Genomic DNA, 12,618 nt, shown 5'->3' with positions numbered 1-12,618 from the left:
AGTGACCTTACGTGTCACTGGTACGTGACCCGCGACTCGTCCCGCCCTGTGCGACCGCGTGCCGCTCCTGCAGTTTCGCCCTGATCTCCTCGGGCGTGTACGCCCGGCGCCGGCGCTCCGCCCGCGCGACCACCACCCCGGTCGCCGCGACACCCACGACACCGGCCAGGCCGAGGACCTTCCACCACTTCGCCTTCATGGGCCTTTAGGGTACTGGTCGTGCAGGGAGCTATCGATCTCGACGACGCCGTCACCATGACCCGGACGGGCGACCTCTGGGTGTTCCGCGGCCGGTCCAAGGCCGACCGGGCGATCCAGACGCTGACCAACAGCCCCGTCAACCACGTCGGCATGGCCGTCGTCCTGGACGATCTGCCGCCGCTGATGTGGCACGCGGAGCTGGGCAGGTCGCTGCCCGACCTGTGGACCGGCGGCCACCAGCGCGGGGTACAGCTGCACAACCTGCGCGACGCCGTCCTCGTCTGGGGTCGCCGCTACGGTCAGCGCCCGTGGCTGCGCCAGCTGCACCACGAGGTCTCCCCCGCGATGGAGGAGGCGGTGCTGCGCACCATCGCCCGCCTCGACGGCACCCCGTTCCCGTCCACGGCCCGCCTGGCCGGCCGCTGGTTCCAGGGCCGGGTGCCGAACATCCGCAAGCGCAACGAGTCGTCTCTGGAGACGGCGTACTGCGCGGAGGTGGTCGCCGTCACCTACGAGGAGATGGGCCTGCTGCCTAAGGGCCGCCGCGCCAACTGGTACGACCCCGGCAAGTTCTGGAGCGGCGACGACCTGGACCTGCAGCACGGCGCCACCCTCGGCGACGAGATCGCGGTGACGCTCCCGCCGGTATGAGCCGACTGATATATATCGACTGACGCCAATACCAGTCTAGCCTCTGGGCATGGTCAGACGCAGATTCGCCACCGTGCTGCTCGCCCTTGCGGCGCTGGTCGGCGTGCAGTTGGTCGGCGCGGCACCCGCGCACGCGGCCACCCGTACCCTCTACTACGACGCGAGCCAGGCACAGGAGTTCGTGGCGGTGGTCAACCAGGCCGCCACCGTGTGGAACGGCCGGGTCAGCAATGTCAGGCTGGTGCCCGTCACCGCCGGCCGGACACCCAACATCAGGGTCTACGCCGACAACGGCTGGCCCAGGACGTACACCACCAGCCTCGGCAACGGACGCTGGTACATGGGACGCGAGGCCGTGGTGGACGGCTACTACCCACTGCGGATCGCGACGCACGAGTTCGGGCACATTCTCGGCCTGCCGGACCGCCGCACCGGCCTGTGCTCGGACCTCATGTCGGGCAGCAGCGCGCCGGTGTCGTGCACGAACGCCAACCCCAGCGCGGCCGAGGCGGCCCAGGTCCAGCGGAACTTCGCGTCCGGGGTGACGGCGGCGCCGCAGGACGAGCTCCTCACCGTGGGCTGACGGGGCTTCCGCGGAAAGATCGAGAGCCTAGGATGTGGTACTGGCTGGGCTCTCGATCTCTCCGCGGAGGCTTTCGTGCTGACGAGGTTCCTGCAGGTCTGGCTCGGCGCGTGGCCTCCACCCGGTGCGGGGATCGCGGTCGTCGGGCACCCGGCCCGGGACAAGCCCCGCTGGGACGGCGCCGAGCAGCTGGCGCTCGGGGTCACCGACGCCGACGGGCGCGGGGTGCTGTCCGTGCCGCCCGCGCACCGTGACGCGGTCGCCGGCCTGATCGCGGGGCTGGACGCCGGCGCCGCGGCCGAGGTCCTGGCGGCCCGGCTGCCGGTCCTGCTGCGGCGGCCCGAGCAGGTCTTCTTCACCGGCGTGTTCCGGTGGTCGCAGGCACCGGCCGCGCTGCCGGATGCCGGGGCCTGGGAGCCGTCGGACGGGCCGGGCATCCCGGACTGGCTGCGGCCCTTTCCCGGCGAGGTCCTCATCGCGCGGGACGAGGACGGCGCCTACCTGGCCGGCGTCGGACTGAAGCCGCACGACGTGTCGGGGATCGAGATCTCCGTCGGGACGGACGAACGGGCCCGCGGGCAAGGGCTGGCCCGGCGGCTGGTCGCGCGGGCGGCCCGGCGGATCGTGGCCGGCGGCGCGGTCGCCGTCTACCTGCACGACCCGGCCAACATCGCCAGCGGCCGGGTCGCCGACGCGGCCGGCTTCCCGGACCTGGGCTGGAAGATCCACGCGATGGCCGGCGCGGCCTGACCGTTCGCCGTGGCGGCGCGACGCGGCCGGGGCCGTGACGGCCACGGGCAACTTTTCCGCGGCAAAGGGTCATTGTCGCGCCGCCGGAGTCGATGTGTGCGGTATGTTCCCCCCTTCCGGCGCGGTGCACGTCGGACGTCAGCCGATCTTCGACCGGCACGGCGACGTCCACGGCTATGAACTGCTCTTCCGAGGCGACGCCGGGGCGGTGGAGGCCGACGAGCGCGGCGCATATGCCACCAGCCGCGTGCTCATCACCGCCTTCACCGAGATCGGCATCGAGCCGCTGTGCGGGCGCGGGCTGTGCTTCGTCAACCTGACCCGCGAGTTCCTGGTCGGCGACCTGCCGCTGCCGTTCGACCACGAGCAGGTCGTCCTGGAGGTCCTCGAGACCGTCACGATCGACGACGTGGTGGTGGCGTCGGTCGCGGGGCTGGTCGCGCAGGGGTACCGCATCGCGCTGGACGACTACGTGTTCGGCCTGGGTCACGAGCCGCTGCTCGACCTGGCCACCTACGTGAAGATCGACGTGCTGGAGACGCCACCCGACGAGCTCATTGCGACCGTGGAACGCTGCCGCAAGTACCCCAACCTCACCCTGATCGCGGAGCGGCTGGAGACCCCCGAGCAACTGGAACACACCAGGGCGCTCGGATTCGACCTGTTCCAGGGGTACGTGCTGGGCCGCCCGCAGGTCGTCTCCGCGACCGCGCTGTCACCGTCCCGCCTGGCCCGGGTCGAGCTGCTCAGCCTCCTCGTCGGCCCGGGCATCCCGCTGAACCGGGTCGTCGGCCTCGTCACCAGCGACCCGGCGCTGAGCCTGCGGCTCATGGCGGCCGCGAACGCCGACGCGCTCGGGCTGCCGGTGAAGGTGTCCTCGGTCCACGAGGCGATCCTGCTGCTCGGCGTCGATCGGCTCCGCGACTGGGCCACGCTGATGCTCGTCAGCGACCTCGACGACCCGGGCGCTTCGCAGCTGTCCGGCGCGATCACCCGGGCCCGCATGTGCCAGAACATCGCCGAGCGGATGGCGGTGCCGCCGGAGCCGGCGTTCACCGTCGGGCTGATCTCCGCCGTCGCGGAGCTGCTCGGCCAGGGCGCCGCGGAGCTGGCGACGCGCCTGTCGCTGAGCCACGAGGTGACCGAGGCCCTCGTCGAGGGCGCCGGGCCGCTCGGCGAGCTGCTGTCTCTCGTCGCCGCGTACGAGGCCTCCGACCTGCCGATGCTCCTCGCCGCGCCGCTGCCGGTGGAGGAGACCACCCGGGCGTACCTGGACGCGGTGGCCTACACCGGCCACATCATCCCCCCACGTTCGCGTCCCGCGACGTCGTGACTTGTCCCTGCGACGTCGTGACGGGCGGCACGTAACGGCTAGCCGACACCGGCCGCCGGGGGCGGGCCCGCGGCGCGTGTGCACCGGCATGAACTGGCGTATCCGAGAGCTGCGTCCCGGCGAGCTGTCCGTCATCGACCGGATCTTCGCCGGGCTGTCCGACCACAGCCGCTACCTGCGGTTCCACGCGCCCGTGCCGCGGCTCACCGGCACGTACCGGCAGGCCCTCGCGCACGTCGACAGCACTCATGTCGCACTCGTCGCCGAGCTCGGGCCCGGAGTCGGAGCCGGAGCCGGAGCCGGCGTCGGCGTCGGCGTCGGCGTCGGCGTGGACCGTCAGCCGGTCGGTATGGTGCGGATGGTCCAGGTCCGGCCCGGCCACGCCGAACTGTCCGTCGAGGTCGTCGACGCCATGCACCGGCGCGGTGTCGGCGCGTCGCTGCTGCGGGCCGCGGCACGGCAGGCGGCCGCGGCCGGCGTACGCACCGCCGAGGCCTCCGTCCTGGCCGGCAACCGCCCCGTCCTGCGCCTCGTCCGCGCCGTCTTCGACGATGCGGCGTTCACCTTCGACGGCCCGCTGGTGCGGGTCGAGCTGCAACTCGGTGGCAACCGATCCTTCACCGGAGGCGCTGTCTGCCGATAGGCCAACGTGGACAGCACGCGACCCGTACACATCGGCCGGCAGGCGCTCTACGACAAGCACGGCCACGTCGCCGCGTACGAGCTGCTGTTCCGGGACGGCCCTGAGGCCATGCACGCCACCGTCCGGGACAGCGCCGCGACGAGCCGGGTCATCGTGGAGGCGTTCACGGCGTTCGGGATCACCGAGCTCGTCGGCGACCGGCGCTGCTTCATCAACCTGACCCGCGAGTTCGTCGTCGGGCAGCTGCCGCTGCCGTTCCCGCCGGGATCGGTCGGTCTGGAACTGATGGCCGACGTAGCGGTCGACGACGAGGTCCTCGACGGTGTCGCCCGGCTCGTCGAACAGGGCCACCGCGTCGCCGTGGACGACTTCGCCGGCGACGCGTCACGGGCCAGGCTGCTGCCGTACGCCCACTACGTCAAGGTCAACATGCTCGCCGGCGACCGCGCGGCGATCAGCGCGATCGCCGGGCAGTGCCGCCGGTACCCTCGGATCCGGCTCGTCGCCCAGCGGGTCGAGACCCACGAGCTGCTGGAGCTGGCCCGCCAGCTGCAGTTCCAGCTGTTCCAGGGCCACGTGCTGAGCCGCCCGCACCTCATCACCACACACACCCTGAGCCCGACGCGGCTGGCCCGCATGCGGCTGCTCGCCGAACTCGCCGCCGACGAGGTGGACCTCGAACGCGCCGTGGACACCATCGAACGCGACCCAGCACTCGCGGTCCGCGTCCTGCGCGGCGTCAACGCCGCCTCCAACGGCCTGCCGCAGCCGGTATCGTCGATCTTCCAGGCCGTGGTGATGCTGGGCATCCCGCAGGTGCGGCAATGGGCAACGCTGATGATGGTCGCGGACCTCGCCGACGGCGACGAGGCGCAGCTCACCGACGCGGTCGTGCGGGCCCGCATGTGCCAGACGGTCGCGGAGCGACGCGGCGAGTCCGGGCCGGCGGCGTTCACCGTCGGCCTGCTGTCGGCGATCGGCGACCTGCTCGGCCGGCCCGCCAGCGAGCTCACCGACCAGCTGCCGCTCACCGAGGACGTCACCGAGGCCGTCGTGCACGGCCGGGGGCAGCTCGGCGCGGTGCTGACCGAGGTCCGCACCTACCAGCGCGACGCCCCGGTCGCGGTGGTGCCGGACCTGGCCGACCACATGCTGGCCGCGCTGCGCTGGACGAACGCGTCGCTCGCCGAACCCGACACCGAGGACTCCACCGCCCGCCGGAGCTGACCTCACCCCCGCCGTCGAGCCACCTCGGCCGCAGCAGTCAAACGGCGGCCTACGTCGAACACGTCTCGCCGTCGAATGCGAGCGGACGTCGGCCCTGCGTGGCCGGCTGCTTTCCCAAGCACGGTACACCTGCCGGCCTAATTGATCTCCGAACTGTATTCGGCGCCGACACGGTCGGTAGTCTACGCCGGCGCAGTGGGGCCTCCGTCTGAGGTGCGGGGTGGTGGCAACAGTGCGAAGATCAACCGCGATGAGGCGGCTGCACGCGTTGGACTGGGTCGGGATCGGGTTGTTCGTCGCCGGTGGGGTCGCGGTCGCGGCGGGGCTGCTGCCGGTGGCTGAGGCGGAGGGCACGGTGCGGCGCATCGCGCCGCTGCTGGCGTTCCTCGGCGCGGTGATCGTCCTGGCGGAGCTGACCGCGCGGGCCGAGGTGTTCGACGTGCTCGCCGACCGGCTGGCGGTGCTCGCCCGGGGGCGGACCGTGGCGCTGTTCGGGGTCTGCGTCGCGTTCGCGGCGGTGACCACCATGATCCTCAACCTTGACACGACCGCGGTGCTGCTCACCCCGGTCATGCTGGCCCTGGCCCGGCGGCTGGGCCTGCCGCCGCTGCCCCTCGCGGTGACGACGGTGTGGCTGGCGAACACGGCGAGCCTGCTGCTGCCCGTGTCCAACCTGACGAACCTCCTCGCCGCGGGGCACGTCGGGCTGGGGCCGGTCGCGTTCGCGGGACAGATGTGGCTGCCGCAACTGGCCGCGATCAGTGTCACGGCGGTCGCGTTATGGGTGGTGTACTGGCGGCGCACCGCCCGACGGTTCACCCCGGCTGCGCCACATCGACCGCGGGACCTGGCGCTGTTCCGGGTGGCCCTGGGCGCGTGCCTGGTCTTCGTGGCCGGGGTGCTGTTCGAGGTGCCGCTGTGGCTGGCGTCGGGGGTGGCCGCGGTCGCCCTCATCGGCGCGTTCACGGTGCGGGACCGCGGGGCGCTGCGCCCAGGGCTGCTGCCGTGGCGGCTGCTGGTGTTCGTGACCGGGATGTTCCTGGTCGTCGAGACGCTCGGCGCGCACGGCCTCGACCGGTTCGCGGGCACGCTGATCGGCGCAGGCGAAAGCACAGGCACAAGTGCAGGCGCCGGTGCCGCCGGGGCGTTCCGGGCCGCGGCGACCGGCCTGGGACTCGCGAACGTCGTCAACAACCTGCCGGCGTACATCGCGGGCGAGGGCGGCATCGGGGAAGGGCACCGCACCCAGCTGCTCGCGCTGCTCATCGGGGTCAACGTCGGGCCCCTCGCGGCGCCGTGGGCGTCCCTGGCGACGCTGCTGTGGTGGGAGCGGTGCCGGGCCGGCGACGTGCAGGTACCGCCGGTGCGGTTCCTGCTCGGCGGGGCCGTGGTCGCGATCGCCGGAACGGCACTCGCCACCGCAGCCCTACTACTGTAATCGGAGGGTTACGCTAAGTGGCATGATGCTCCGGGGGTACCTGGTGGCCGCAGGGACCTGTGTCGCGCTGTCCTTCCTGGTGCCCGACGGCAGCTCGTGGCAGGTCGCGGTGCAGGTGCTGACCGGATATCTGGCCGTGGCGGCCGTCGTCACGGGTGCGCTGCGGCACCGCGGCGCCGGACGGGCCGCCTGGCTGGCATTCGCGGCCGGGATCGGCGGCAACGTGACCGGCATCCTCGTCGAGGCGTACAACCTGCACGTCAACAACGAATACGAGGCTCCCGGCTGGGCGGACCTGGGCTACCTGTCGCTCTACCCGGCCCTGGCCGCCGGCCTGGTCCTGCTCATCCGCCGCCGGTCCGAGGGCCACGACTGGGGTGCCCTCGTCGACGCCACCACCGTCACCACCGGCCTCGGGCTGCTCGCCTGGGTGTTCATGATCCGCCCGGCGATCACCGAGGCCGGCCTGTCGCCCTTGGCGCACCTGGCCGGCGTGGCGTACCCGGTCGGCGACGTGCTGCTCCTGGCGATGCTGGCGCGGCTCCTGCTCGGCGGCGGCACCCGCAGCACCGCGTACCGGCTGATCGGCGCCTCCGCCTGCCTGTTCCTGGTCGGCGACGTCACCTGGGCCGTGTACAACACCGTCGGCGTGGAGCCCGGCCCCGCTGCGCACCGCCTCCTCGGGGCGGTGTACCTCCTCGCGTACGTGCTGTTCGGGTACGCCGGACTGCACCGCTCCGCCGCCCAGATCGGCGAGTCCGCGGGTGCGCCGCCGAAGCTCGGGCCCGGCCTGCTCGTCCTGCTGACGCTCGCCTCGCTGATGGCGCCGCTGCTGCTGCTCGGCCAGATCGCCGCCGGCGAGGTCACCGACGCGCTGCCGATCGCGATCTGCTCGATCGTGCTGTTCCTGCTGGTGGTGATCCGCATGGCGCAGCTGCTGCGGCAGCTGGAGGCGCAGACCGCCCGGGTCCGCGAGCTGTCCCGCACCGACGAGCTCACCGGCCTGCCCAACCGCCGCGCCTGGGGCTCCGAGCTGCCCGCCGCCGTCGAGCGGGCCCGCCGCGACGGCGCCGGGCTGGCGGTCGCCATGCTCGACCTCGACCATTTCAAGCGCTTCAACGACGAATACGGCCACCCGGCCGGCGACCGGCTGCTGAAGTCCGCCGCCGCGGCCTGGTCGGAGCAGCTGCGCGGCACCGACCACCTGGCCCGCTACGGCGGCGAGGAGTTCATCGCGCTGCTGCCCGGCGCCGACACCGGCGAGTCGCTGCAGGTGCTGCGGCGGCTGATGGCGGCGACCCCGCTCGGGCAGACGTTCTCCGCCGGCCTCGCCCAGTGGAACGGCGTGGAGACCTCCGACGAGCTGGTGGCCCGCGCGGACGCGGCGCTGTACACGGCGAAACGCGCCGGCCGGGACAGGGTCGAGGTCGCTCAGCCAGCCACGGACGCCCGGCTCACCCCGAGGTAGACGGTCCGCCGCCGGTGGTCGATGCGCTGCACGGCGTCGACCGGCACCGTCACCTGCACCCCGTCACCAAGACCGGCGCCGTCCCCGGCACCGTCAATGGAGCCGGAGCCGGAGCCGGACGTCACGACCAGGCGGCCGGTGTCATACGTGCCACGGTGAATCGTGCCCACCGGACCGTCGACGGCCTCGACCGCGTAGCCGACCAGCACCCCGACCGGTCGCACCCTGGTGATCATCCCGCCTCCTCCTCGTGGACAGCAACGACCATCTACCCCGATCGGTGCGCCCCCACGCATACCGGTCACTGGCGAGGTTTGCTGGAAACGCGGATCGGCTATGTTGCTCGCCATGCGTGGATGGCCGTTCGGGCTGGTGCTGTGGCTGCTGGTGCTCGGTGCCGCGGAGGCCTACGGCTTCAACGAGGTGTGGCGGTTCTTCGTGCAGACCGAGCACGGGCAGCTGCTCGACTACGTCGCCCTCACCGGCAACAGCATCGGCCGGGCCCGCGTCGAGACGATCGTCGACCGCGTCCTCAACGGCATCTCGATCCTGTCGCTCACCGTCGCCACGGTCGCGGTCGGCTTCATCGCCCTCATCCGGCGCCGGGTCGCCCTGGCCGTCGGCGCGGTCCTGCTCATCGCCGGAGCCAACGTGACGACCCAGGTCGTCAAGGCCCTGATCGGCCGCCCCGAGCTCGGCATCGACCCGGAGCGCGCGGGCGTCGGCAACAGCCTGCCGAGCGGCCACACCACGATCGCCGCGTCCGTGGCGGTCGCGTTCGTGCTGGTGCTGCCGGCGAAGGCGCGCGCCACCGGGGCCATGATCGCCGCGGCCTTCGCCGCCTTCGCCGGGGTCGCGACGCTGTCCGCCGGCTGGCACCGCCCCAGCGACGCCGTCGCGGCGCTGCTCATCGTCGGCGGGTGGGCCGCCGCCGCCAGCCTCTTCATCGTCGTCGTCCAGCGCCGCCACGGCGGCGTCGAATACGGCCCGCCCAGCACGTACGCCACCATCTTTCTCGCCCTGATCTCGCTGGGCCTCCTCGCCGGCGCCGGGCTCGCCCTCTACCTGACCAACCAGGCGCTCGACGTCGCCGTCGACGACCTGAGCCGCAAGCGCCTCTTCGCCGCCTACGCGGGCGGCGCCCTCGGCATCGCCGGCACGGCGGGCCTGATGATCGCCTCGGTCCTGGCCACCGCGCACCGCGTCGTGCCCCAGGTCGTCCCGCCGCCCGTCGACGAGGACGACCTCGAGCGCGACGCGGGCGACTTCGGCGGCGAACCACCCACCGTGCCCCTGGCCATCCCCACCACCCAGCCCACCACCCATCCTTCCGGACCACCCGCCGGCGGTCCGCCGGCCGGCGATCCGATCGGCGAGCAGGTCACCATCCGCCTCACCACCGAGGAGCTGACCACGCGACGGCTCGGCCCTCCCCCGGAAGACCCGACCGTCAAACTGCCCGGATAAGGTTCGACGCATGTGGATCGAGCTGATCACCGAGCTGTTCCCGGAGGCCGAGTTCGCGCCGCCCGCCGACCGGGCCGCCCTCGACGACCTCGAGCAGGCGCTCGGGCAGCGGCTGCCGGTGGGGCTGCGGGAGCTGCTGGCCGAGGCCGACGGCGTGCTCGGTGACCTGAACCTGGACGTGGTCTGGAGCGCCGAACGGATCCTGGCCGACAACCAGGCGTTCCGGACCAGCGAGGACTTCGCCGAGCTGTACGCGCCGTTCGACGGCCTGCTGTTCTTCGGCGACAACGGCGGCGGCGACCAGTTCGCCTTCCTCACCGACGCCCACGGCGAGGGTGTCTTCGTGTGGGAGCACGAGACCGACACCCGCCGCAAGGTCGCCGACGACCTCGCCGACTACCTGCGGCGCATCCTGACCGCCGACGGCGACGACTGGTACACCGACGGGAGCGGGCACTGATGGGCGCGTTGAAGCCGTGGCACCTGCTCGTCACCTGCGGCCTGTGCACCGTGGTCGTCGTCGGGGTGATCGTGCTGACCGTCGTGCTGGTCAGGCGCCGCTAGGACCAGCCGGAGCACGCCCTGCGTCTGGCTCCTCGACGTCGACTGCGTCGTCAACGGCCGCCGCGAAGCTGTCCGCCCGGTTATTGCAGCGCTGCTACGCCTTGCCGGCAAGGGTGTCGGTGACGGCCTGCACGACGGTGGTGGACTGGCGGCGGCCGGTTTCGGCGGCGGCGGCGCGCTTCGCCGGGTCGAGGACGTTGCGGCCGATGGCCGTCTTCGCCTCGGTGTCGGGGGTGACGACGACGGAGCGCACGGCGGGGCCGAGCGCGGCCAGTTCGGTGGCGACCCGGCCGGAGCGGCGCAGCGACGTGATCGTCGGGGCCAGGACGACGACCCGGTCGTAGCCGCGGGCGAGGTGGGCGTTGGCGGAGGAGCGGATCCCGCCGTCCATGTACTGGCGGCCGCCGATCGTCACGGTCGGCCAGACGATCGGCACGGCGCAGCTGGCGGCGACGGCGGAGACGAGGTCGACGCCACCGTCCCGGTCGAAGACGACCTCCTCACCCGTCTCGGCGTCGGTGGCGGTGATGAGCACGCGCCGGGCCGCCGGCCAGTCGTGGCTGGGGAGCCGCCCGGCGATGACGTCGCGGCGGGACTGTTCGGGCAGGGTGTCCGCGGTACGAGCGGCGTGCCCCAACTGCCGCAGCGCATGCCGGTCGTCTCCCGGGCGCAGGCCGGCGGCCGCATAGCGGAGCATGGTCCCGACCCCGAAGTGCGCGGCGATCTCCCCCGTGGCCGGCTTCAGCTGGCGCTGGTACAGCTCCTCGACCGGCACGCCGCTGGTGATCTGTGCCGCGACGACGGCGCCGGCCGATGTTCCGACGATCAGCTCGGCGCGGGTCAGATCGACACCCGCGGAGAAGAGGCCGGCAATGACACCGGTCTCCCACGCGACACCGGTGACGCCACCGCCGCCGAGGACGAGCGCAAATGAGGAGTCAGCAGCCATGTCGCAACTGTAGAGTCCGCCAATGCGTGAGCTCGTGGTGCTCGGCACCAGCAGCCAGGTGCCGACCCGGACCCGGAACCACAACGGGTATTTCCTCAGCTGGGACGGCGAGGGGATCCTGTTCGACCCGGGCGACGGGACCCAGCGGCAGATGTCCCTGGCGGGCGTCTCGGCGACCGACATCACCCGGATCTGTGTGACGCACTTCCACGGGGATCATTGTCTGGGGTTGCCGGGGGTGATTCAGCGGATCTCGCTCGACAGCGCCCCGCACCCGGTGACCGCGCATTTCCCGGCGAGCGGGCAGGTGTTCTTCGACCGGCTCCGGCACGCGTCGGTCTTCTACGACGCGGCGGACATCCGTCCCGATCCGGTCACCAACGACGGATTTATAGCGACAAGTCCGAAATGGTCGCTCGAAGCGCGGCGCCTGGACCACGGGATCGACACGTACGGCTACCGCCTGGTCGAGGCAGACGGCCGGCGGATGGTCCCGGAGCTGCTCGGACAGCATGGCGTGAGCGGTCCGGCGGTCGGAATCCTGCAGCGCGACGGCGCCGTGACGGTCGACGGCCGGACGGTGACCGTCGAGGCGGTCAGCGTGCCACGTCCCGGCCAGCGGTTCGCGTTCGTCATGGACACCCGGCTGTGCGAGGGCGTGTTCGCCCTGGCCGCCGGCGCCGACCTGCTCGTGATCGAGTCCACCTACCTGGACGTCGACGCCGGTCTGGCCGCGGCGCACGGGCACCTGACGGCAGGTCAGGCGGCCCGGGTCGCGGCCGAGTCTGGGGTGCGCACGCTCGTGCTCACCCACTTCTCGCAGCGGTACGACGACCCGACGCGCTTCGCCGAGGAGGCGGCGAAGGCGTTCGATGGTGAGGTCGTGGTGGCGGAGGACCTGACCCGAATCCGGGTGCCGGCCCGCCGCCCCTGAACGGTCAGGGACCCCACCGGGTCAGTCGCACTCTCGGCAGACCGGAGCGCCGTTCTTCTCGCGGGAGAACTGGCTGCGGTGGTGCACGAGGAAGCAGCTGGAGCAGCGGAACTCGTCCAGCCGCATCGGCACGACCGGAACGGTGAGCTCCTCGTCGGGAAGCTCCGCTCCGGGCAGCTCGAAACCGGCTTCGCTGTCGTCGACGTCAACGGACGGCGACTGGGCGTTTGCCCGCCTGGCGGTGAGCTCTTCGAGGCTGTCCTCGGCGAGGTCGGTGCCGACGGGGTGGCGTGGCGCGTCGTAGTCGGTGCTGATGGCCATGGCGTTCACCCTCTCTTGGTGACTGTGGTTGTGTAACGAACGCCGCCGGCCTCGGATGTGTTCCCCGACCGACATGAATGAATACCGCC

The 12,618-nt window shown here is 72.3% G+C and carries 14 protein-coding genes and 1 pseudogene; 11 read left to right on the top strand and 4 right to left on the bottom strand.

All coding sequences use genetic code 11. From position 1 onward, the window contains the following. Positions 1–7: 7 nt before the first annotated feature. The gene (locus AB0K00_RS05515) at positions 8–199 is read right to left on the bottom strand and encodes a hypothetical protein (protein ID WP_354783821.1); all 192 of its coding nucleotides are present in this window, start codon (positions 197–199) and stop codon (positions 8–10) included. Positions 200–255: 56 nt separating this feature from the next. Between AB0K00_RS05515 and AB0K00_RS05510 the strand changes: the two genes are divergently transcribed. From AB0K00_RS05510 to AB0K00_RS05475, 8 genes are all read left to right on the top strand, one after another. Next, the gene (locus AB0K00_RS05510; protein ID WP_363516443.1) at positions 256–852 is read left to right on the top strand and encodes a hypothetical protein; all 597 of its coding nucleotides are present in this window, start codon (positions 256–258) and stop codon (positions 850–852) included. Positions 853–901: 49 nt separating this feature from the next. Continuing rightward, positions 902–1,435 carry a snapalysin family zinc-dependent metalloprotease gene (locus tag AB0K00_RS05505; protein ID WP_363515756.1) on the top strand — a complete coding sequence of 178 codons (534 nt, stop codon included), beginning with the start codon at positions 902–904 and terminating at the stop codon, positions 1,433–1,435. Between the two features lie 75 nt (positions 1,436–1,510). After that, the gene (locus AB0K00_RS05500; RefSeq protein ID WP_363515753.1) at positions 1,511–2,185 is read left to right on the top strand and encodes a GNAT family N-acetyltransferase; all 675 of its coding nucleotides are present in this window, start codon (positions 1,511–1,513) and stop codon (positions 2,183–2,185) included. A 103-nt stretch (positions 2,186–2,288) separates the two neighbouring features. Continuing rightward, the gene (locus AB0K00_RS05495) at positions 2,289–3,518 is read left to right on the top strand and encodes an HDOD domain-containing protein (RefSeq protein ID WP_363515750.1); all 1,230 of its coding nucleotides are present in this window, start codon (positions 2,289–2,291) and stop codon (positions 3,516–3,518) included. An 88-nt stretch (positions 3,519–3,606) separates the two neighbouring features. Continuing rightward, positions 3,607–4,161 carry a GNAT family N-acetyltransferase gene (locus AB0K00_RS05490; RefSeq protein ID WP_363515747.1) on the top strand — a complete coding sequence of 185 codons (555 nt, stop codon included), beginning with the start codon at positions 3,607–3,609 and terminating at the stop codon, positions 4,159–4,161. Positions 4,162–4,167: 6 nt separating this feature from the next. Next, positions 4,168–5,388, top strand: coding sequence for an HDOD domain-containing protein (locus AB0K00_RS05485; protein ID WP_363515744.1), 1,221 nt, complete (start codon positions 4,168–4,170; stop codon positions 5,386–5,388). Between the two features lie 250 nt (positions 5,389–5,638). Next, positions 5,639–6,826: an SLC13 family permease gene (locus AB0K00_RS05480; protein ID WP_363515741.1), complete on the top strand. Its 1,188-nt coding sequence runs from the start codon at positions 5,639–5,641 to the stop codon at positions 6,824–6,826. 22 nt (positions 6,827–6,848) lie between these two features. After that, complete coding sequence (locus AB0K00_RS05475; RefSeq protein ID WP_363515738.1) at positions 6,849–8,294, top strand: diguanylate cyclase; 1,446 nt, start codon at positions 6,849–6,851, stop codon at positions 8,292–8,294. Here AB0K00_RS05475 and AB0K00_RS05470 read toward each other — a convergent pair. After that, a complete protein-coding gene (locus AB0K00_RS05470) occupies positions 8,258–8,530 on the bottom strand; it encodes a hypothetical protein (protein WP_363515735.1) in 273 nt (90 codons plus the stop codon). The genes AB0K00_RS05475 and AB0K00_RS05470 overlap by 37 nt on opposite strands. Before the next feature lie 112 nt (positions 8,531–8,642). On the opposite strand from AB0K00_RS05470, the pseudogene AB0K00_RS05465 reads away from it, so the two are divergent. Both AB0K00_RS05465 and AB0K00_RS05460 read left to right on the top strand, forming a co-directional pair. After that, positions 8,643–9,509: pseudogene (locus tag AB0K00_RS05465) on the top strand (phosphatase PAP2 family protein); the annotation flags it as partial. 262 nt (positions 9,510–9,771) lie between these two features. Then, positions 9,772–10,221, top strand: a complete 450-nt coding sequence (locus AB0K00_RS05460) for an SMI1/KNR4 family protein (protein ID WP_363515732.1) — start codon at positions 9,772–9,774, stop codon at positions 10,219–10,221. 198 nt (positions 10,222–10,419) lie between these two features. Here the strand turns inward: AB0K00_RS05460 and AB0K00_RS05455 are convergent, their stop codons facing one another. Further along, complete coding sequence (locus AB0K00_RS05455) at positions 10,420–11,274, bottom strand: patatin-like phospholipase family protein (protein ID WP_363515729.1); 855 nt, start codon at positions 11,272–11,274, stop codon at positions 10,420–10,422. Between the two features lie 22 nt (positions 11,275–11,296). On the opposite strand from AB0K00_RS05455, the gene AB0K00_RS05450 reads away from it, so the two are divergent. Beyond that, entirely contained in the window at positions 11,297–12,208 is a 912-nt protein-coding gene (locus AB0K00_RS05450; protein ID WP_363515726.1) for a ribonuclease Z, read from the top strand. 21 nt (positions 12,209–12,229) lie between these two features. Here AB0K00_RS05450 and AB0K00_RS05445 read toward each other — a convergent pair whose 3' ends face one another. Next, positions 12,230–12,523: a DUF4193 domain-containing protein gene (locus AB0K00_RS05445; RefSeq protein WP_363516440.1), complete on the bottom strand. Its 294-nt coding sequence runs from the start codon at positions 12,521–12,523 to the stop codon at positions 12,230–12,232. Positions 12,524–12,618 lie beyond the last annotated feature (95 nt).

Origin of the sequence: Dactylosporangium sp. NPDC049525, assembly GCF_040676755.1 — a bacterium.
Lineage (GTDB): Bacteria > Actinomycetota > Actinomycetes > Mycobacteriales > Micromonosporaceae > Dactylosporangium.
Note: the sequence above shows the minus strand (reverse complement) of the source record. Positions and strands in the feature narration are given on the sequence as shown.

What these genes read in the sequence shown, in the direction of transcription:
- AB0K00_RS05515 (WP_354783821.1), bottom strand. Translation starts at nt 199, where the DNA reads ATGAAGGCGAAGTGGTGGAAGGTCCTCGGCCTGGCCGGTGTCGTGGGT.
- AB0K00_RS05510 (WP_363516443.1), top strand. Translation starts at nt 256, where the DNA reads ATGACCCGGACGGGCGACCTCTGGGTGTTCCGCGGCCGGTCCAAGGCC.
- AB0K00_RS05505 (WP_363515756.1), top strand. Translation starts at nt 902, where the DNA reads ATGGTCAGACGCAGATTCGCCACCGTGCTGCTCGCCCTTGCGGCGCTG.
- AB0K00_RS05495 (WP_363515750.1), top strand. Translation starts at nt 2,289, where the DNA reads ATGTTCCCCCCTTCCGGCGCGGTGCACGTCGGACGTCAGCCGATCTTC.
- AB0K00_RS05490 (WP_363515747.1), top strand. Translation starts at nt 3,607, where the DNA reads ATGAACTGGCGTATCCGAGAGCTGCGTCCCGGCGAGCTGTCCGTCATC.
- AB0K00_RS05480 (WP_363515741.1), top strand. Translation starts at nt 5,639, where the DNA reads ATGAGGCGGCTGCACGCGTTGGACTGGGTCGGGATCGGGTTGTTCGTC.
- AB0K00_RS05475 (WP_363515738.1), top strand. Translation starts at nt 6,849, where the DNA reads ATGATGCTCCGGGGGTACCTGGTGGCCGCAGGGACCTGTGTCGCGCTG.
- AB0K00_RS05470 (WP_363515735.1), bottom strand. Translation starts at nt 8,530, where the DNA reads ATGATCACCAGGGTGCGACCGGTCGGGGTGCTGGTCGGCTACGCGGTC.
- AB0K00_RS05460 (WP_363515732.1), top strand. Translation starts at nt 9,772, where the DNA reads ATGTGGATCGAGCTGATCACCGAGCTGTTCCCGGAGGCCGAGTTCGCG.
- AB0K00_RS05455 (WP_363515729.1), bottom strand. Translation starts at nt 11,274, where the DNA reads ATGGCTGCTGACTCCTCATTTGCGCTCGTCCTCGGCGGCGGTGGCGTC.
- AB0K00_RS05450 (WP_363515726.1), top strand. Translation starts at nt 11,297, where the DNA reads ATGCGTGAGCTCGTGGTGCTCGGCACCAGCAGCCAGGTGCCGACCCGG.